This is a genomic window from Falsihalocynthiibacter sp. BN13B15 (assembly GCF_041205415.1).
Classification (GTDB): Bacteria; Pseudomonadota; Alphaproteobacteria; order Rhodobacterales; family Rhodobacteraceae; genus Falsihalocynthiibacter; species Falsihalocynthiibacter arcticus.
Genome location: NZ_JBGFCE010000011.1, coordinates 130,945 through 149,941, shown reverse-complemented (window position 1 = coordinate 149,941; position 18,997 = coordinate 130,945). Strand labels below are relative to the sequence as shown.

Below are 18,997 nucleotides of genomic sequence, written 5' to 3'. Positions count from 1 at the left end.
GGTTCGATTGTGACGGAACTGGTACGCAACCGGTTCGCAAACTGGTTCATAAACGGCCAAAAACCCTTATTTTAGTTGTTTTTAACTAAAAAAGAGGGGTTTGTTGGCTCCGACGGTAGGGGTCGAACCTACGACCAATTGATTAACAGTCAACTGCTCTACCACTGAGCTACGTCGGAACATGGGGGCGATATAGCAACTGGGTTTTGCGGCGTCCAGAGGGATTTCACTTAAAGTTGGAAAAAAATCATTCTGGCTTCATTTTCTAGAAAAACGACTGGAGATATCGAGCGGGTTTTCGCAAGAAATTTCGTTATTGTAATATAAATCAATGAGATGGGCGAAGGCGTTGCGGGCCGCAGCGAAAAGGAGCGTGGGCGGGGTGTCGTGGTAGGCTTTGGCGGTTATTTCAGTCACGCTCTGTGGTGTGGCGGTGAGTGCCGCGAAAATCTGGGCCTCGCGGTGTTTTCTATGGGCGAGGAGGGCGGTGAGTGTGGTTTCTGGCGAGTCGATTGGCGCGCCGTGGCCAGGGTAAAACCGCGAGAGGCCAATGTTTTGGAGACGGCGAAGCGAGGCACGGTATTGGGTTAAGTCGCCGTCGGGCGGCGAGATAAGCGTGCTGGCCCATCCCATGACGTGATCGCCGGAAAACAGCGTGTCTCCGAAACGAAAGGAGAGGTGATTACAGAAATGGCCGGGCGTGTGCAGGGCGGTGAGGGTGCCGTCAAGCCACGTGATGTCGGCGTTGTCCGCCAGATACATGTCGGGGGTGAAATCGAGGTCGACGCCTTCGCCTCCGGCCACGTTGGATGTGGCTGCGAGGGTCGCCATGCGGGCGGACCTACCGGCGGAACTGGTGCCATATCCCCAAACTTTGGTACCGACTTCAGCGGCAAGGATTGGCGCAAGCGGGCTGTGATCGAGGTGGCTGTGAGTGACGGCAATGGCGGCGACCTGCCGTCCGTCAATTGCGGCCAGAAGCGCCTTGAGGTGCGCTGCATTGTTGGGCCCCGGGTCGATCACAACAAGGCTGTTTTGCCCCACCAGATAAGTGTTCGTGCCCCAATAGGTCATCGCCGAGGGATTGGGCGCGAGGACGCGGGTTACATTGGCGGCGAGGGCATCGGGGGTGCCGATTGAGGGCTTCATAGGAGGGCTGGGCATTGGGGCTTTCTTCTCTGAAAGGGCAGGGGTAGAGTTTGGCATGAAATTTACTTGGCTTAAACGATATATGCCCCGTAGTTTGAACGGGCGGGCAACGTTGATCTTGTTGCTTCCTGTTGTCGTGGTGCAAATTGTCGTGTCGATTGTCTTTGTGCAACGCCTTTATGAAGACGTTACGCGGCAAATGACGGGAAACATTTCGATCGAGTTGCGTTTCTTGCTAACAGATATCAACGCAGCCCCCGATTTGGAGGGGGCGGAGAGCGTGGTTGCGGAATTATCGCGCGCGCTTGATTTCGCGGTCCTGCTGCCCGCGGCTTCAGAGCCGATCACTCGACGGGGGTATGTGGATCTGTCGGGGCGGCTGATTATTTCAACGCTTGAGAACAACTTTCCGGGGTTGATCCATGTTGATCTGCAGGAAGATCCGCGCCGCGTGCATGTCTGGCTGGACACTGATTATGGGCCAGCGAAGGTTATTTTTCACCGCAACCGTGTGTCGGCGCGCAATCCGCATCAATTGATCGTTTTGACCCTCTCGGCGTCGATTGTTTTGTCGATTATTGCGTATCTGTTTTTGCGCAATCAATTGCGTCCCATTCGGCGGTTGGCAAGGGCGTCGACGGCGTTTGGTAAGGGGCAGTCGATTAAATATCACCCTTCAGGGGCCTTAGAAGTTCGCGCGGCAGGGACGGCGTTTTTGAATATGCGCGCTCGGATTGAACGCCACCTTGAGCAGCGCACGTTGATGCTTTCTGGCGTGTCACATGATCTGCGCAGCCCCCTTACGCGGTTTAAGCTCGGGTTGTCGATGTTGGACCCGAATGAGGATGTGAAGGCCCTTGAGCATGATGTCGACGAGATGGAGAGCTTGCTGGATGCGTTTCTTGATTTCGTGCGGGCCGATGCGGGGGAAGAGGCCTGTGATACCGATCCGCTGGCCCTCATTAACGATATTGTAACTGATGCTCGTCGGGCGGGCATGGACGTCAAGCTGTTCAAAGTTGAAGGTGTCAGCAGTGGCTTGACGGTACGCCTAAGACCCGTTGCCGTGCGGCGGGCGATTGAAAATCTGGTTCGTAATGCGGTGCGCTATGGTGGGCGCGCGGAAATTCGTGTGGTCGCGACGGAGCGGGCGTTCCTGTTTTGCGTTGAAGATCCGGGGCCGGGGATTCCGCCCGTGCATCGGGAAGAGGCGCTAAAACCCTTTGCGCGGCTAGATCCCGCACGCAACCAAAACAAAGGCAGCGGTGTTGGCTTAGGTCTGTCCATTGCGTTTGATATCGCGCGTGCGCATGGCGGAAATCTGCGTCTGGGAGAGAGCGAACGTTTAGGCGGGCTTCAAGCCGACCTTGTGATTCCACGATAAAAAACGCTGCACCCACAGGGGGAGCAGCGTTTAATTTTTTAAACGTATTCAATGTGTTACGCTTGGCGGACCACCGCGGCTTCACGTGCTCTAACTTGATTGCGCGCGGAATCGTAAGCGTGATCTTGGCTGTTTTCGAGGTGGGGAAAGAGGGTGTAAAGCTCCTTGCGCGCCTCGTCATCCGCCATACCAGACACCATACGTTCGGAGGGGTGGAAGCTTTCGGCTTCGATGCCGTCCGCATAAACGATCTCGTGGTTGTCAAACGCCATGTGAATATAGGTGACGGGGGCCGTTGGCCGCTCTTGGATGATAGTTGAGTCGTTGCAAAGCGTGAAGGCCGGAACCAGAACGCCTTCCTCGGAGCCAAACATCATTTCCGCCCGCCAATCGCGGACAAGAATACGGTGCTGGCGCGAAACGCGCAGATCTTGAGAGGGCAGGTCTTTGCCCAACGCGCCCTGTTTGATCAACACGGGACGCAGATTTTTATTGAGGTCCATGTGAACGGGCGGCAATTCTGTTGCCCCAACCCAGCGCACCTCTTGCACGCCATGGTCGCGCGTCACAACACGATTACCTGCAACCAAGGTTTCGATGGCAACTTCGCCCGTCGGGGTCAAAATCATCGTGCCTGGAGTGAAACAAATCACCAAGGCGATTTCGTGGACCGTGGTCACAACTTGCTCGCCGCTTCCAGGATTACTCGGGTCCTCTGCGAAGTAGGCTTCCACCGTGACTGTGATGTCTTGCGGGGATTGGAAGGCGGGGTCGAGGGTGTAATTCCCGATGGACCACCCTAATTGAGTCGACGTCACTTCTGGGTCGCCCTCATTGAATATGAGAACTTGTGTAAACGGATCGCCGTTTGCGTCGAGACCTTCGACAGTCACTTCAAAACGCAAGAAGTCGGCGTCGGTAAGTGGCTCTACAATGATTGCAAGGAGTTCTTCGCCTGAAAGGACTTGGTCGGCACCAGATGTGTTATCAAGTTGGTTCAGATCGTCGAGGCTTGAATTTCTGCCAACACCGATACCGCTAATCTGCGTGTTAAAACCGTTTTCGAGGTTGCTGGCCGCACCAGAAATATTCTGACCGCCCGGATAGGCTTCGCCGTCCGACAAGAAGACGAGAACGTTGGTGTCGGCTGGGTCAACGCCTTCGGCGGTCCATGCGTCTCCGACGGCATTTAAGCCTGCAACGTAATTGGTTTGTCCGTTAGAGCCCGCAGAGCCAATACTGGACAACGCATCAGTGAAGGCAGCGGAATCATTGAGGGTATACGTCCCAACGACGCGTGCACCCGAGGCATATGTGATGAGGGTTATCGAAATCTCGCTTGGATCATAACCTGCATCAACATAGGCATCAAAAAGTTCCTGAGCGGCAAAAATTTCGGCTTGAAGGATTGTCTCGTTGCGCCCGTCGCCGTCAAAATCTGTACCGGAACTTCCAGAGGTCGACCCCGACGTATCAATCGCAATCGCAATATTGACCTGTTCGGTCACATTCGCACCAGTGAGGTTAACGGAAAGGTCAAACCCATCTTGGCCGACATCGCCGTTGTCTGTTGTTTGAAGTTGGGATGTTTGCACGACTGTAATTGGGTTGTTGCTGTCCGGGTCGATCACGGTGTCCGGCGAAGTTTGCTCGTCGTATGGCAGCGAGGTATCAACCATCGGTACTCTCCAATTTTAAAATACACTGAATGAATGCTAGCTGCGCTCAAATGAATAATCGGTTGAGCAATGCATAAGTATTCATAAATACACCCCCCCTTACAGATCAGGAGGCTTTGGTATTTCTAGCAAGCTTGCCTTCCAACAAGCAAGCGTTTTGGAAGGCAAAACTAAGGCGTTAACCATGGTATTTCCGATTTACGGGCGTTAATCTTTGGTGATTGTGGGGATTGTCCCTTGGGGCGACACAATGGCGCAGTATTCGCGGCATAGCCAAAGAATTCGGAGGCGCCTTTGATGCAGAAATATCTCAGACGGGAAGAATCAATCAAGAGTATGACCTGCCTTCCGAACGCGGGGATGCGGCCCCGCATGCGCTTTGCTGAGCTTTAGAAAGTTAGCTCGGAAAGAACCTCAGTGGTGCGGCTTTTTGGCGTAAAAAGGGCGGTCCAATTCGTGCATCATCCGTTGAAAATCGTTGATCGTGAAGGCATACTCGGCTACGAGAGAATTTTGGAAGTTCCTCATGTAAATTTTGTTCGAACCTAGATTTTTAGGACATCAAGTCGGCAGGGAATTGTTTTATGGAAGGAATATTGGTTATGTTTAGAGGCGTTTTAACTGATAAGTTCAACAAGCGGCGCATGCGCTCCCTTACCGCGGTTTGGCTCGGCGTTTTTGCCCTCGCAACGCCAGTAAGTGCGCAGAACTCAGACAGTGTCGACTTGGCCAAAAAAATGTCCAACCCGATTTCCAGCCTGATCAGTGTGCCCTTTCAATATAATTCCAATTCTGGATACGGCCCAAATGAGGGCACGCAGAATTATGTGAATATTCAGCCGGTGATCCCATTTAGCCTGAACGATGATTGGAACGTGATTTCTCGCACGATTTTGCCCGTCATTTCCAACAATGGTAACATGCCCGGAGGCTCGGCATTTGGCCTCGGCGATACCGTTCAAAGCGTTTTCTTTTCTCCCAAAGCTCCGACGAGTGGAGGCCTTATTTGGGGGGCCGGTCCTGTATTCTTGTTGCCCACGGCGACGGAAGAATCGCTAGGTACCGGTAAATGGGGCGCGGGTGTAACTGCCGTCGCACTTAAACAGTCGGGCGCTTGGACCGTTGGGGGGCTAGGCAATCATATCTGGTCAGTAGCAGGTGATAGCGACCGGGCAGACGTGAATTCGACATTTCTACAGCCCTTCGTGTCCTATACGACCAAGAAAGCCACAAGCTTCTCGTTGAACACGGAAAGCACCTATGATTGGGAAACAGAGCAATGGTCGGTTCCGATTAACCTCATGGTCAATCAAATGATCAAGCTGGGCAAAAAACAACCCGCACAAATCGGATTGGGTGTGCGCTATTGGGCGCAAGCGCCTGATGGCGGGCCAGAGGGTTGGGGCTTGCGTCTAAACTTTGCGCTGCTTTACCCAAAATAGACCTATGGGTTGACTGTGTCGGCAAGCTCGCCAGCTGTCGACACAGCGAATCCTGCGCTTAATATAGGCTTTCGCAGAACGAATTGCCGTTTCCCTTAGTGGTGGAAAACGAAGACTGGCGGAGGATAAAGGATGGCGTTTGGTAGGCCCGGCAGGACTTGAACCCGCAACCAAAGCGTTATGAGCGCTCTGCTCTAACCAGTTGAGCTACAGGCCCGCCTAGCGCTTTGAGTACGCATCCATGTGCTGCGGGTCAAGGAGGGATGATAACTTTTTTTATCTATTCTGCCTCCATTTTCCCAAGGTCATTAAATTCTTCATAAAATGGGGTGAACGCGCACGGTTTTGATAACGTTGCGTTTAGGAATGGCCATCATACCGCAAACTTAACCGGAATTGATCCGAAACAAGGGCGCTCGACGTTTGGGAACCTCTAGGAAGACAACATCGGGGAATGGAATGTGCAACAGTCTGGCTTTGTTGCGTAAAATACCTGCGCTGTTGATCTCTGTATAAAGTATCGCGTCGGACTATGTGTTTTCATAGTGAGTGTTGGTTTGTCTTTCACGGTTTTTGCCCAGATAAGACCCACCTTTTGGCGATTTCAATATGCCCGCCGTGGAAAAAATGCCTGTGGCGTCTGTGAACAAGATCTTACCCTTCTTAAAAGGAGCGCACAGGGATTAAATTTAGCCCCAAAGGATGATCGGAACGACGAAGTGATCTATCTTCCGATCAAGGCCGCATTTGAGAGCTAAAATCGCTTGGTTCAGAGGATCGCTTCGTGATCTATCTCAATCTGCACAATGGTGCCAGAAAGGCAAAGACCGATGCTTCTGCGACGAGGGACGTTATGGTTCTTTAAGGAAAAAGCGAGCCAGAAATCATTGAGTTTGCATTAGCCTAATAGCATTGGATTGAAGCGTCCGAACCTGCTGGATGGGTACATAAAATTCCCGCAGGGGAGATCGTTTTGAACATAGTCGCTTGTGAATCCGGTGCCATTGATGCTTTTTTCTTGGTGATCATCCCGCGGGAGATTAAACGCGGCCCGCATCGCCACGACTTTGGCCGCAAACGCACTCCACGTTGCAGTGGGATTTGGCGCCGATAGTACAAATGCTGTGGTGCGCGGCATCAATGACGTCGCTGTTTTGACACATAGCGATGCGGATTTTATGACTTTGAGTGGTAAAGCTACCCATACAATCGATTCCACACCCGCGTCCTAAAGCGAAAACCAAAGCGATTTTCAGGGCGCGTTAACCGGAGTGGGCCCTTTTGGTTAGATTGCGTCCGTTTTCCCTTCTCCTATTCCCTTTGCACCCCCCTTGAGGTAAAGCAGCGCCAACAGTGAAAAAGGGGCCTCCTATGTCAAATGAGAAAAACGGTCTGACCTACGCGGACGCGGGTGTCGATATTGATGCGGGCAATGCATTGATTGACCGCATCAAACCCGCCGCAAAACGGACAGTCCGCCCCGGCGTGATGTCTGGCCTTGGTGGCTTTGGCGCTTTGTTTGACCTCAAAGGGGCAGGGTACAAAGACCCGATCCTTGTTGCCGCAACCGACGGTGTTGGCACCAAATTGCGCATCGCGATCGACACGGGCAATATGAGCACAATCGGCATTGATCTTGTGGCGATGTGCGTCAACGATCTTGTTTGTCAGGGCGCTGAACCCCTGCTTTTCCTCGATTATTTCGCGACGGGCAAGCTGGACCTCGACGAAGCGACTGAGATTATCAACGGCATCGCCAAAGGGTGCGAACTCTCAGGCGCGGCTTTGATTGGCGGCGAAACGGCGGAAATGCCGGGGATGTATCACGAAGGTGATTTTGACTTGGCGGGCTTCGCCGTTGGCGCGATGGAACGTGGCACGGACCTGCCTGCGGGCGTGGTTGAGGGCGACGTCCTTTTGGGACTGGCCAGCGATGGCGTCCACTCAAACGGCTATTCACTTGTGCGCAAAGTTGTCGAAGTCTCGGGCCTAGAATGGTCTGACGATTCCCCCTTTGGCGAAGGCAATCTGGGCGAAGCACTTCTCGCACCAACCCGCCTCTATGTGAAACAATGCCTTGCGGCGATACGGGCAGGGGGCGTCCACGCTCTGGCGCATATCACCGGTGGCGGTTTGACCGAAAACCTGCCGCGCGTCTTGCCTGAAGGGCTTGGCGCCGACATCGATCTGAATGCTTGGGACCTTCCTCCCGTATTTAAATGGCTGGCCGCAACGGCGAAAATTGAGCAGTCAGAATTGCTCAAAGCCTTCAACTCTGGTGTTGGCATGGTGCTCTCTGTTTCCGCGGACCGCGCCGAAGCCCTAACGGCCCTCCTCCAAGAGGCTGGCGAAACCGTCTATACCCTTGGCCACGTCACCAAGGGCGATGGCGTGCGGTATTCGGGTTCGCTTCTGTGAGTTTGCGCGTCGCGATCCTGATTTCGGGGGGCGGCTCGAACATGGTGTCGCTGGTTGAGGATATGCAGGGGGATCACCCTGCGCGCCCCGTTTTGGTTTTGTCCAATAATCCCAGTGCCGCGGGCCTCACCAAGGCTGCGAATTTGGGTATTGATGTGGCAAGCCTTGATCATCGCCCGTTTGGCAAAGACCGCCTCGCGTTTGATACGGCCCTTACGGAAATTCTTGAACGTGTGGCACCGGATGTCATATGCCTTGCCGGATTTATGCGCATTTTTACGCCGGAATTTACGGCGCGTTGGAACGGGAAAATGCTCAATATTCACCCGTCTTTGCTGCCGAAATACAAGGGTCTCCATACCCATGCACGCGCGATTGAAGCGGGTGACTCTGAGGCGGGATGCTCTGTGCATGAAGTCACGGCCGAGCTAGATGGCGGCCCAATTCTGGGCCAAGCCCGTGTGCCAATCCTTCCTAACGATACAACAGAAACCCTTGCCGCCAGAATTCTGCCGCTTGAGCATCGGCTCTATCCAGCGGTTCTGCGCAAGTTTATTATGGGCGATCATCATCGTGTGGATTTGACCTGAGCCACGCTCTCCCTTTTCATTTGCTTCACTCTTCCCTAAGATTGCCGAAAGTCTGGCAAAAACAAGAAAAAGAATAGCGTTTTATGATCACGATTACCACGACGAGCGAGCTTGCAGCCTATTGTGAACGCGCAGCATCCTTTCCTTATGTGACCGTCGATACGGAGTTTCTGCGAGAGCGCACCTATTATTCGAAGCTCTGTCTTGTACAGCTTGCTGTTCCCGGAGACGACGACGAGGTCGACGCTGTTCTTGTTGATCCACTTGCCCCCGATTTTTCGCTCGAACCGCTGTATGAGTTGTTTCGCAACGAGAATGTAGTCAAAGTTTTTCACGCGGCGCGACAAGATCTTGAGATCTTTTTTATCGAAGGCAACGTGTTTCCCATCCCGCTTTTTGATACCCAAGTGGCGGCGATGGTTTGCGGTTTTGGCGAGCAGGTCGGTTATGAAACATTGGTCCGCAAAATTGCCAAAGCCAACATCGACAAGACATCGCGGTTTACCGATTGGTCCCGTCGCCCGCTGACGTCGGCCCAGAAAACCTATGCGCTGGCGGATGTAACCCATTTGCGGGATGTCTATGAATTTCTGAGTAAAGATTTGAAAAAATCAAATCGTTCCAAGTGGGTAGAGGAAGAACTTGAAGTGCTTCTTTCGCCGGGAACTTATGTTGTACCTTCCGAGGACGCGTGGAAACGGGTAAAAACGCGCACCACAAGTGGGCGGTTTATGGCCCTTGTTAAAACCCTGTCCCAGTTTCGCGAAGAATACGCACAGACACGCAATATTCCCCGCAACCGTGTCTACAAAGACGATGCGTTGCTGGAGTTGGCCTCAACGAAACCCAGCAGCTTTGACGACTTGAGCGGATCGCGCCTTTTGCTACGCGAAGCGCGTCGGGGCGATATTGCGGACGGTATTTTGGCCGCTGTTAAAACGGGCCTCGTTCTTCCCGAAGACAAGATTCCAAAACCCGATCGCTCGCGCGAAAAACTGCAAGTGAATCCGGCGTTGGCCGATTTGTTGCGGGTCCTGTTGAAGGCAAAATGCGACCTGACTGGGGTCGCCCCTAAGCTGATCGCCTCATCCGCGGATTTAGACGTTATAGCAGCGGGTGGTCGCGACGTTAAAGCCTTGGCCGGATGGCGTGCCGAAGTCTTTGGGCAGGATGCAATGCGTCTGTGCCGTGGTGAAGTGGCCCTTGCCCTGAAGGGGCAAAACGTTGATGTGGTTGAACTTCTACCCAACTAGGCGGTTGGTCGGATAGGCCTATTGCGCGCGGCTAGAGCGAGAGTTTTGGGCCGCGACAATTTTTATCTCGTTCACACCGCGCAATTTGGCGGTGGAAATGAAATGCGCCACGATGACCTCTCGGGAAACCTCGGATGAAACGCGTTGTTGCCGGTTGGGTTCAAGAACGCGGAATTCATAAACCAATGTGGCACCCTCTGGCTTTTCCTCATTTCGGGGGAAAAGCTCCGCGTCAAAATAGCCTTGAGTTGGGGGAAGTCCAGTTGCATGCACAATGACGCCGCCTTGGGCGTTGACCACGGTTAAATTCGTAACTTGCGCGATAAGGTTTCGGTTGTCTTGGAGAACCAGATAGCCGTCTTCGGGAGCTAAAGTCGCAGCAATATCCTCACTTTGGCCCCAATTCATTGGGTTATAGCGCGAGTCCGATACTGAGGAGCAGGCGCCGGCGGCTAGGCCCATTGACACGATCAAATAGGTCGGAAATCTCATGCGTTGTCTCCTTTTTGCGTGTCACCCAGTTTGCACGCCGCTGTTTCTTCTGAGGTAGCCTACTGGAAGCCATTTGAAAAGACGCAACCCGATTTTGGAAAGGGGGCTGGACCTTTTGGGCGGCGGGTCTTACCTCAAAGGGAGGATAAGCAAGGAGTAAATATGGCCAGCGCTGCGTTTGAAGACATCGCCGAAACCTTTGAATTTCTCGACGATTGGGAGGACCGTTATCGGCACGTGATCGAGTTGGGGCGCGCTATGCCTGAACTTGAGGAAGTGTTTCGTGTCCCCGCGACCAAAGTGGACGGCTGCGCCAGTCAAGTCTGGTTGATGCCCGATGTATCGGGAACAGGACCCAAGGCGGTTTTTAATTTTCGTGGCGAGAGTGACGCCATGATCGTGCGCGGCCTCGTGGCAGTGCTGCATGCGCTTTATTCCGGCCTCACGGTGGCGGATGTTTTATCGGTGGATGCCGCAGCAGAGCTGGGACGGCTTGGGCTGGATGAGCATTTATCCGCACAACGCTCAAACGGTGTACGCGCCATGGTGGAACGTATTCGCGGTATCGCGCAAGCCACGCTTTAAACCTGCGCGAGTGCCGTTTCTAGTTCGCCATATCCTGTAAAACGGCGCTCAAATGCGAGCCCCAAACGCGCCGCGCAGAGCTTGGCTTTTTCGGTGAGGGCAGGGTCGTCGGTCTGGGCTTGATAAACCAGTTTTGTGTAATTCCCGAAATACATGTCGCGCAATTGCGGGTGGCGGTCGAGGCCCATGGGTTTGATTACGAAGGCATCGAATTGCCGCACGAGGAAGTCGGTGAGGTAGAAGGCAGTGATCTCGTCTGGGTGGGCGGCAAAGGCGTCGACGCCCTCAAAAAACGCGTAACAATGCGGGCCAGCAATCATTTCGACCCCCAGGGACGCACATTCTTTGGCCAAAAGTCCGCCCGTTCCACAATCGGCATAAACCACAAAAATATCATCGTATTGCGCCCGTTCTTCGATCACGACGCGTGCAACTTCGGCTGGGATTTTTTCGGGACGCAAGTGCAGGTTTGCGGGCAGGCAGCGCAGCGCGAGATGATCCCAACCATTCAGCCGTTTGAGCGCCAAAATTTCATGCGCCAAAGCCCCGCAAGCAATCAGGAGCACACGACCCGTGGCCAATACGTGTTCCTCCTCAGAGAGGGCTTCGTCGGTAGGGTTTGGGTTCTGCAATGTCATCGTCCTAGACGGACAGCGGTGCCGTAAAACACAACTTCGGACGCGCCGTTTTGGATCGCGGAGGTTTGCATCCGAACGCCGACGATGGCGTCCGCTCCCAAGGCTTGCGCGTCGTCGATCATGCGGTCTTTTGCTTGTTCGCGTGCACCCGCCAACAGTTGCGCGTATTCCTTAACTTCTCCGCCCACAATATTGCGCAAGGCCGCCGTTATGTCCGCTCCGACGTGTTTGGCTCGCACAGTTGAGCCCTTAACGAGGCCCAATACGTCTATAATCTTGCGGCCAGGAACGGTTTCGATGGTCAGAATAAGGGGGCTATTTTTCGACAGAGTCATAGTGGTCATCCTCCTTGTTCTTCACGCGATCTGAAATAACACGGTAAACGACATAGAAAACGAGCACGGTTGGAATGAGGAGCAGCATCCCGCCTGGCACCTGAACGCTCACAAGCATCAAGCTTGCCACGTAAACGGTCGCCGCGGCGGCGGAAATTACAATGACGAGAAGGAGGATCAATTTATCTAAAGGCATAGGGTCTCCAATCCCACTTAATATGGGGTCGAATGTTCAAAAAAGAAAGCCCCGCGCGTGAAGTCACTGGCGGGGCTTTGGGAATTGGGTAGGGGGACGAAACCTTTAGCCAGCCGAAGCCCGATTGTGTTTGCGTGCGATGAAGGTTTTGGCGGTTTCCACGGCGACAGCAGCGTCACGGCAATAAGCGTCAGCACCAATGGCTTTACCGAATTCTTCATTCAAAGGCGCGCCGCCGACCAGAACAATATAGTCGTCGCGAATGCCGCGTTCAATCATCGTGTCGATCACGACTTTCATATAGGGCATGGTCGTGGTCAAGAGCGCGGACATGCCAAGGATATCAGCGTCTTCGCGTTTGAGCGCGTCAAGATAATCTTCGACGGGGTTGTTGATTCCCAGATCGACAATTTCAAAGCCTGCACCTTCCATCATCATGCCGACAAGGTTTTTGCCGATGTCGTGGATATCGCCTTTGACGGTTCCGATGACCATTTTGCCCATTTTGGGCGCACCAGTTTCCACGAGGAGGGGTTTAAGGATGGACATGCCACCCTTCATCGCGCCCGCCGCAAGGAGCACCTCTGGAACGAACAAAATACCGTCGCGGAAATCATGGCCCACAACTGTCATGCCCGCCACCAAAGCTTTGGTCAGAATATCGTAGGGCGTCCATTTGCGTTCCAGCAGGATGTGCACCGCTTCTTCGATTTCTTCCTTCATGCCGTCGTAAAGGTCGTCGTGCATTTGAAGGACGAGTTCGTCGTCTGGAAGTTCGCTTAGGATGATGTCTGCGTCGTCAGCCATGGGTCTACCCTATTCATAGGGCGCGAAATCGCGCGGTGTCTGCCCATTGATGGGCCTGCTTTACGGTCGGAACTTGGCATTTTGCGACATGCTTGGCGCTTGTTCCGACGCATCAGATTGGTTTTACGGAAGTTTAGGTCCGTGAACGGCGTCGAATACGCTCGGGTTTCTCGGAATCGTCGCCTGTGCCGTCTTTTGGCGAAGAAAATCCACCGAGGCTTTTGGTGATGAATTCCAGCGAGGGACGGGGGCCACGTTCGCGGGTTTCAAGGGCTTCGCGCATGGCACGCAAGTGATCCGGCGTCGTGCCACAGCAGCCACCAATGATCGTCGCGCCCGAGTCTCGTGCGAGGCAGGCGTAGTCGCCCATCAATTCCGGCGTACCGTCATAGTGGATGTGGCCATCGTGGAACTTTGGAATGCCTGCGTTGCCTTTGGAAATGATTGGAGTGACGGGGCCGCGGGCGGAGAAGCCTTGCACCGTGCGCAGAAGGTCCGACGCGCCGACACCACAGTTCGCACCGAAGGCCAGTGGCTGGTTTTCGATTTTCGCCACGATGTCGACCATATCAGACGAGGTCACCCCCATCATGGTGCGGCCTGCCGTGTCAAAACTCATGGTGCCACACCATGGCATATCCGCCAGCTTAAAGGCTTCGGCCGCCGCGCGGTATTCTTCGGGGGCCGAGATGGTTTCAAGCCACAAAACATCTACGCCGCCTTCTTTGAGGGCTGCGGCTTGCTCGTGGAACATTTCCACCGCAAGCGCGTGGGTGAGGCTTCCCAGTGGCACCATGATCTCGCCGGTTGGACCGACAGAACCCGCAACGATCACGGGGCGCCCCGCGGCATCGGCCACGTCACGCGCAAGATGGGCCGCTGCGATGTTGAGTTCGGCGACACGGTGTTGTGCATTGTGCAATTTCAAACGGCTGGCGTTGCCGCCAAACGTATTGGTGAGAAACAGATCAGACCCCGCATCCACGGCCCCGCGATAAAGCGCTTTGATTTTCTCGGGTTCTTCCACGTTCCACATTTCGGGCGCATCCCCAGAAGTGAGTCCCATGTTAAACAGGTTGGTGCCCGTGGCCCCATCGGCCAAAATCCAGTCGCGCTCCGAGAGCATGCGTTGCAGTGCGTTGGTCATGGGATCTGCCTTTCAAAAACACGTATAGCCCCACATTAAGTGGGGGGCTTGCGGTCAAATGCCAGTTTTTACGCCAAGGTGCAAATTCATTATCGTCATAATGTTTGTGAAAGGGTTTCAAGTTGTCGTTTTTCGCCGTTGCTTAAAGTGGTGGTGAGCGAGGTCGCCAAATTGGCGGCAGGTTGTTGCGCGAGAATAGCGCGTGTCACGTCAAATGCACCAAGGGCGAGACCGAGGCGATTGGGGCCAGCCATGTAAAGCGTCTCCCAATGCGGAGCAAAACTGGATTTGAATTGCGTGAGGCCCGCGCCGCCGGACAGGGTTCCCAACTTTCCCCAAAACCAATGCGCCAACCGTGAGGCCGAAGGCGCGGGTTGCCATGGCACGGAGGCGAGGGAAAGACGGGGGATATTCTCAATCGCTGCGGTCTTGATCGCCTCAGCTACCAACGCATGCATGGTTCCGTCGGGGATGCTGCTGGCGTGGCGCATGAGGTCAAGCGTCCATTCCGCGGCCACCGTTGAAAAGTTCACAAACCCCACAAGATTGTCGTTTTTGTAGGCGAGAAAACAGCGCTGGGTCTGCACATAGGCTGGATCATATATTCCCATGGTAAACCCACGTTCGCCGCCGTGGGTGTCGGACCATTCGCGCGCAACGCGCGTCATTTCGCCCAAAGTGAGATGAAGGTCTGCGTGATTAAACAGCGGCTTAAGGGAAATGCCTGCCTTTTGCGCTTTGCGTAATTTGCGGCGTAACTGGCTGTATTCTGGGGTCTGGAGGCAGAACTCGGTGGGTGTAAGCCATGCTTCGCGGCTGACGGGGGTGACAGCCATGCCAAATTTGCGCGCTTCAAGCGCCATGCGGCCGCTGATTTTATACAAAAACGGCAAGTGATTGTCAGCTTCAGCCATGTTCTTAAAGGACGCCAATAGGCTTTGCGGATGCGTCGCAACAAGAGGGTCGCCCAATGCGATGAGCGCCTGTCCCCGAGATGCCGTGAGAAAACACCCTGCCGAATTCGGCGCATGCAGCAATGCTTTGTCGCCTTGGCGTAAAAGATTGGCTTCGGCGCGCGGGGCACTATGGATCAAAGCCTCGAGGCGCGAGGGAAACCATGCGATTCCGCCAGTTTGAGGCAGCATCCTTTTGTTTGGCTTGTCGCGCTGAAGAAATGGGCCGCGCGCGAGGGTTATTGCCCCCAAGAGCGCAGGCAATGCATAGTACAGGGTGCGATAGGCAAGGATCGCCCCAAGGAGCGGCTCTGCTGGCACAAAGGGCAGGAGCATGAGGAGCGTGACCTCAAACGGGCCGATGCCTCCTGGTGTGCCTGACACCAATGCCACCCCAAAGGCAATAAGAAAGGCGGGATAGAGCTGACTGAAACCAAGCTCAAGCGCGGGCGGAAGCAGAGCGAAAAGCGCACCGGACGCTGCCAAAGTATCGGCCGCCGCAAGGCCCGTTATTGCGAAAATTGCAGAGACACTTGGCCAATTAAGCCTATGCCCTCTAAAGGAAACATGAGATTGTAAAAGGGAAGCGGTAACGAGCGCAATGAGCCCGATTGGCGGGAGCAAAAGGAGCGGGACAAGATACCCAAAACTAAGGTCTGCAATTCCAACGGGCAGAGGGAAAAGGAGCGCGGCGAAGGACATAACAACCGCCAGTCCTGCCAAAAACGAGACAGCGACAGCCGCAGAAATCTGTGTGGCTTGAAGGAAACTGATTTCAGGGAGAAGGCGCCAGCGTGTTAATGCACCGGTGAAAAGCCCAAATCCCGTGGTTTGCGAAACAGCAATTGCGGCGATTCCTGCGCGAGAAGCGATTTTATTGCCCACTTGTGTGCGAAAATGACGGTGGATAACGGCATCATACCGTCCAACCGCCCAGAAGCTCGCTGCGGTAGCAACGGTTGCCATTCCCCACTGTACGCCTGAGACAGTTTGCACGGCCGCCCAAATTTGTGAGACATCCAAGGCGACCATATTGTCGAGGAAAAGGGCAACGAAGCCAATCGCCAACACAATGGGGGCGGCTTGTCTCGCAATTTGGTGCCGCATAAAGAGAGTGGCTAGATTTTTGCGGGCCATCTTAGGAGGTGGCTCAAACGACATGGAATCTATCTTTGCCGTAGTTCCATTCGACCCTCGATCAATCGAAGTGTTCACATTGTTCCCCATCGCCGTCCCTTTTATCCACCGCTAGTAGGTGTAAGGGAACTATCTTAGGGGGGAGTTAACATATAGAATTGTAACAAAAAAAACGCGCCACCTAGGGATAGGGGCGCGTTTAATTTTACTCGATTAGAAAGCCTATTTGACTTCTTTCAACACTTGGGTTTGCGCCTCAACCAAGCAACTCGCCATTTTTTCGCGCACAGCGGCTTCGGTCGCAAGGTCGCCCAAATCGCCAGCAACTTTGCGCACAACATCGTCATGGCCAGCTTCTTCGAAATCGGCTTTCACAACTTCGAGCGAATAAGTCGTTGCGTCATTGCCCGTTTTTCCAAGCAAGGCTGCGGCCCAAAGGCCAACGAGTTTGTTACGACGGGCGATGGCTTTGAACTGCATATCGGCGTCGTGAGCGAATTTGGCTTCAAAAGCGTTTTCGCGATCGTCAAATGTTGTCATGTTCTTTCCTCGGGCTTGTGTGCAAGGGTGTTAATTCGTTCCCCTAACATATGCCAACTCACGCGCAAAGCCGCAAGGGCGATGCGCAACCTTGCGGCAAAGCATCCCATGGCGTATAGGGCGCGAAGGGGCACAAGACTCACCTCACGTGCCAAACCGCAGCATCCGAAGATCGGAACCCGAATGGCACGTCGCACAAAGATTTACGAAGGCAAAGCAAAAACTCTGTATGAAGGCCCTGAGCCTGACACTTTAGTGCAGTATTTCAAGGATGATGCCACCGCTTTTAACGCCGAGAAGAAGGCTGTGATTGACGGAAAAGGTGTTCTGAATAACCGCCTGAGCGAATATTTTATGGTCGGTCTTGAGCAAATCGGCGTGCCGACTCACTTCCTCAAACGCCTCAATATGCGCGAGCAATTGATCCGTCGGGTCGAAATTATACCGCTCGAAGTAATCGTGCGCAATTTCGCTGCGGGCTCGTTTTCCAAGCGGATGGGAATCGAAGAGGGCACACCAATGCCGCGTCCGATTGTCGAGTTTTCCTACAAAGACGACTCACTTGGCGATCCATTGGTACCCGAAGAATACGTCATCGCTTTCGGCTGGGCCTCCCAGCAGGAGCTTGATGACATTGTCGCGCTTGCACTACGGGTAAACGACTTTCTGTCGGGCGTTATGTATGGCGTTGGCATCAAGCTGGTTGATTTCAAAATCGAACTGGGCCGCGTTTATGACGGCGATTTCATGCGCCTTGTTGTGGCCGATGAAATTAGCCCTGATAGCTGTCGTTTGTGGGACATCGAGACAGGCCGTAAGCTCGACAAAGACGTCTTCCGCCAAGATCTCGGCGATTTGGCCGATGCCTATACCGAAGTGGCGACACGTTTGGGCGTTATGCCCTCCAACGTGACGCACCCTTCTGGTAAACCGACGCTGATTAATTAAGCCTCCTCGAAAAATAAGGAAAGTCCTGCCATGAAAGCCCGTGTACATGTGATGCTGAAAAACGGTGTTCTTGATCCCCAAGGCGCAGCCGTGCGTCATGCGCTTGGCACCCTCGGATTTGAGGGTGTGAACGATGTGCGCCAAGGCAAAGTGATTGAACTTGACCTTGCCGATGGCACGTCTGAGGCGACGATCACTGAGATGTGCGACAAGCTGCTCGCAAATACTGTGATCGAAAGCTACACGATCGAGATCGCCTAATGCGCGCCGCCGTCCTTCGGGAATACAACGCGGATCTGTCTTTGGAAGAGGTCACCGATCCGACCTGTCCCGAAGATGGCGTTGTGCTCGAAGTGATGGCCTGCGGCGTCTGCCGTTCGGATTGGCACGGGTGGGTCGGGGAACATCCTCGCGTCAAACCGGGCCAAATTCCGGGGCATGAATATTGCGGAACGGTTGTTGAGGCTGGTGCGCGGGCGAAATTCGCCATTGGGGACCGCCTCGTTGCGCCCTTTATTCTGGCCTGTGGTGCCTGTCCGTCTTGCCAGTCGGGACATCAAAATACCTGCCCAAATCAACGGCTTCCGGGGTTTATCGAACCCGGAGCCTTCGCACAATATATCGCCGTTCCTTTCGACCACAACTTAGCTATTTTGCCCGACACACTCTCTCCCACCGTCGCTGCGGGACTTGGGTGTCGCGTCACGACTGCGTGGCACGCGCTCACGGGGCGCGCCGCGGTACAGGCGGGCGAATGGGTTGCTGTGCATGGAACGGGGGGCGTTGGCCTCTCGGCGTTTCTGTTGGCTAAGGCCCTTGGTGCGCGGGTTGTTGTTGTTGATATCGTTGAGGAAAAACTCACCCACGCGCTCAGCCTCGGAGCGGACGCGGCCGTGAATGCCTTGGCGGGTGATACTGCCCTTGCTATCCGCGAGATTACAGGCGGCGGCGCGCATGTGAGCATCGAAGCCCTCGGCATCGAAGCGACCACAAACGCCAGCATCGAGTGTTTGCGGCCCTTGGGCAGACACGTTCAGGTTGGGATGCCTGTGGGCCATACTGCCAAGATGCAAATCAATATGAATGCTGTTTATATGGGCAACCTCGCCCTATTCGGCACGCGTGGCATGCCATCGTGGCGCTATCCTAGCTTGTTGTCGCTTATCGAGAGTGGTGCCGTGGATATGACGCCTTTGGTTGCCCGTGAAATACCTCTATCCTCCGCGAGTGACGAGCTGCGCGCCTTTAACGGGCCAACCGCGCCCGGTGTGGCCGTCATTACTGATTTTACTGCCTAAAAAGGA

19 protein-coding genes and 2 tRNA genes are annotated in these 18,997 nt (G+C 54.3%); 9 read left to right on the top strand and 12 right to left on the bottom strand.

All coding sequences use genetic code 11. From position 1 onward, the window contains the following. Positions 1–104: 104 nt before the first annotated feature. Together AB9F26_RS17040 and AB9F26_RS17035 are read right to left on the bottom strand one after the other, a co-directional pair. A tRNA-Asn gene (locus tag AB9F26_RS17040) sits at positions 105–179 on the bottom strand. A gap of 79 nt (positions 180–258) precedes the next feature. Next, positions 259–1,164, bottom strand: a complete 906-nt coding sequence (locus tag AB9F26_RS17035) for an MBL fold metallo-hydrolase (RefSeq protein WP_335586646.1) — start codon at positions 1,162–1,164, stop codon at positions 259–261. Between the two features lie 40 nt (positions 1,165–1,204). Here AB9F26_RS17035 and AB9F26_RS17030 point away from each other — a divergent pair, with 40 nt between their 5' ends. Then, the gene (locus AB9F26_RS17030; protein WP_335586647.1) at positions 1,205–2,533 is read left to right on the top strand and encodes an ATP-binding protein; all 1,329 of its coding nucleotides are present in this window, start codon (positions 1,205–1,207) and stop codon (positions 2,531–2,533) included. A 56-nt stretch (positions 2,534–2,589) separates the two neighbouring features. Here AB9F26_RS17030 and AB9F26_RS17025 read toward each other — a convergent pair whose 3' ends face one another. Further along, the gene (locus AB9F26_RS17025) at positions 2,590–4,212 is read right to left on the bottom strand and encodes a Hint domain-containing protein (RefSeq protein ID WP_335586648.1); all 1,623 of its coding nucleotides are present in this window, start codon (positions 4,210–4,212) and stop codon (positions 2,590–2,592) included. 584 nt (positions 4,213–4,796) lie between these two features. Between AB9F26_RS17025 and AB9F26_RS17020 the strand changes: the two genes are divergently transcribed. Then, the gene (locus tag AB9F26_RS17020; protein ID WP_369754487.1) at positions 4,797–5,654 is read left to right on the top strand and encodes a transporter; all 858 of its coding nucleotides are present in this window, start codon (positions 4,797–4,799) and stop codon (positions 5,652–5,654) included. Between the two features lie 140 nt (positions 5,655–5,794). On the opposite strand, the gene AB9F26_RS17015 is transcribed toward AB9F26_RS17020, so the two are convergent. Next, positions 5,795–5,871 (bottom strand) — tRNA-Ile (locus AB9F26_RS17015). A 1,154-nt stretch (positions 5,872–7,025) separates the two neighbouring features. Between AB9F26_RS17015 and purM the strand changes: the two genes are divergently transcribed. From purM to rnd, 3 genes are all read left to right on the top strand, one after another. After that, on the top strand, positions 7,026–8,072 hold the full coding sequence (purM, locus tag AB9F26_RS17010; RefSeq protein WP_369768549.1) for a phosphoribosylformylglycinamidine cyclo-ligase: 1,047 nt from the start codon (positions 7,026–7,028) through the stop codon (positions 8,070–8,072). After that, complete coding sequence (gene purN / locus AB9F26_RS17005) at positions 8,069–8,662, top strand: phosphoribosylglycinamide formyltransferase (RefSeq protein WP_039003181.1); 594 nt, start codon at positions 8,069–8,071, stop codon at positions 8,660–8,662. The genes purM and purN overlap by 4 nt, the downstream gene beginning before the upstream one ends. Positions 8,663–8,745: 83 nt before the next feature. Further along, positions 8,746–9,915 (top strand): ribonuclease D, encoded by a 1,170-nt coding sequence (gene rnd / locus AB9F26_RS17000; RefSeq protein ID WP_335586652.1) that lies wholly within the window; start codon positions 8,746–8,748, stop codon positions 9,913–9,915. A gap of 18 nt (positions 9,916–9,933) precedes the next feature. On the opposite strand, the gene AB9F26_RS16995 is transcribed toward rnd, so the two are convergent. Beyond that, entirely contained in the window at positions 9,934–10,407 is a 474-nt protein-coding gene (locus AB9F26_RS16995) for a hypothetical protein (protein ID WP_335586653.1), read from the bottom strand. 162 nt (positions 10,408–10,569) lie between these two features. Here AB9F26_RS16995 and AB9F26_RS16990 point away from each other — a divergent pair, with 162 nt between their 5' ends. Beyond that, positions 10,570–10,992 (top strand): SufE family protein, encoded by a 423-nt coding sequence (locus AB9F26_RS16990; RefSeq protein ID WP_335586654.1) that lies wholly within the window; start codon positions 10,570–10,572, stop codon positions 10,990–10,992. Here AB9F26_RS16990 and AB9F26_RS16985 read toward each other — a convergent pair. The 7 genes from AB9F26_RS16985 to AB9F26_RS16955 all read right to left on the bottom strand — a co-directional run bounded on the left by AB9F26_RS16985 (position 10,989) and on the right by AB9F26_RS16955 (position 16,745). Continuing rightward, positions 10,989–11,630 (bottom strand): DUF1638 domain-containing protein, encoded by a 642-nt coding sequence (locus tag AB9F26_RS16985; RefSeq protein ID WP_369757743.1) that lies wholly within the window; start codon positions 11,628–11,630, stop codon positions 10,989–10,991. The two genes, AB9F26_RS16990 and AB9F26_RS16985, sit on opposite strands and share 4 nt — an antisense overlap. Beyond that, the gene (locus AB9F26_RS16980; RefSeq protein WP_369768548.1) at positions 11,627–11,965 is read right to left on the bottom strand and encodes a YbjQ family protein; all 339 of its coding nucleotides are present in this window, start codon (positions 11,963–11,965) and stop codon (positions 11,627–11,629) included. The genes AB9F26_RS16985 and AB9F26_RS16980 overlap by 4 nt, the downstream gene beginning before the upstream one ends. Continuing rightward, positions 11,946–12,161 carry a hypothetical protein gene (locus AB9F26_RS16975; RefSeq protein WP_039003187.1) on the bottom strand — a complete coding sequence of 72 codons (216 nt, stop codon included), beginning with the start codon at positions 12,159–12,161 and terminating at the stop codon, positions 11,946–11,948. The genes AB9F26_RS16980 and AB9F26_RS16975 overlap by 20 nt, the downstream gene beginning before the upstream one ends. Before the next feature lie 105 nt (positions 12,162–12,266). Then, the gene (locus AB9F26_RS16970) at positions 12,267–12,968 is read right to left on the bottom strand and encodes a B12-binding domain-containing protein (protein WP_039003188.1); all 702 of its coding nucleotides are present in this window, start codon (positions 12,966–12,968) and stop codon (positions 12,267–12,269) included. Between the two features lie 133 nt (positions 12,969–13,101). Continuing rightward, positions 13,102–14,115 carry a betaine--homocysteine S-methyltransferase gene (gene bmt / locus AB9F26_RS16965; RefSeq protein WP_369768547.1) on the bottom strand — a complete coding sequence of 338 codons (1,014 nt, stop codon included), beginning with the start codon at positions 14,113–14,115 and terminating at the stop codon, positions 13,102–13,104. Between the two features lie 95 nt (positions 14,116–14,210). Then, positions 14,211–16,229 carry a bifunctional lysylphosphatidylglycerol flippase/synthetase MprF gene (locus tag AB9F26_RS16960; protein WP_369768546.1) on the bottom strand — a complete coding sequence of 673 codons (2,019 nt, stop codon included), beginning with the start codon at positions 16,227–16,229 and terminating at the stop codon, positions 14,211–14,213. 198 nt (positions 16,230–16,427) lie between these two features. After that, positions 16,428–16,745, bottom strand: coding sequence for a DUF1476 domain-containing protein (locus AB9F26_RS16955; protein ID WP_369768545.1), 318 nt, complete (start codon positions 16,743–16,745; stop codon positions 16,428–16,430). A 183-nt stretch (positions 16,746–16,928) separates the two neighbouring features. Here AB9F26_RS16955 and purC point away from each other — a divergent pair, with 183 nt between their 5' ends. From purC to AB9F26_RS16940, 3 genes are read left to right on the top strand one after another with little or no spacing between them, the layout of a single operon-like run. Then, positions 16,929–17,693 (top strand): phosphoribosylaminoimidazolesuccinocarboxamide synthase, encoded by a 765-nt coding sequence (gene purC / locus AB9F26_RS16950; protein ID WP_039003191.1) that lies wholly within the window; start codon positions 16,929–16,931, stop codon positions 17,691–17,693. 30 nt (positions 17,694–17,723) lie between these two features. Beyond that, a complete protein-coding gene (gene purS / locus AB9F26_RS16945) occupies positions 17,724–17,954 on the top strand; it encodes a phosphoribosylformylglycinamidine synthase subunit PurS (RefSeq protein WP_039003192.1) in 231 nt (76 codons plus the stop codon). Beyond that, positions 17,954–18,991: a zinc-dependent alcohol dehydrogenase family protein gene (locus AB9F26_RS16940; protein ID WP_369768544.1), complete on the top strand. Its 1,038-nt coding sequence runs from the start codon at positions 17,954–17,956 to the stop codon at positions 18,989–18,991. Before purS ends, AB9F26_RS16940 begins: the two co-directional genes overlap by 1 nt. The last annotated feature ends 6 nt before the right edge of the window (positions 18,992–18,997 follow it).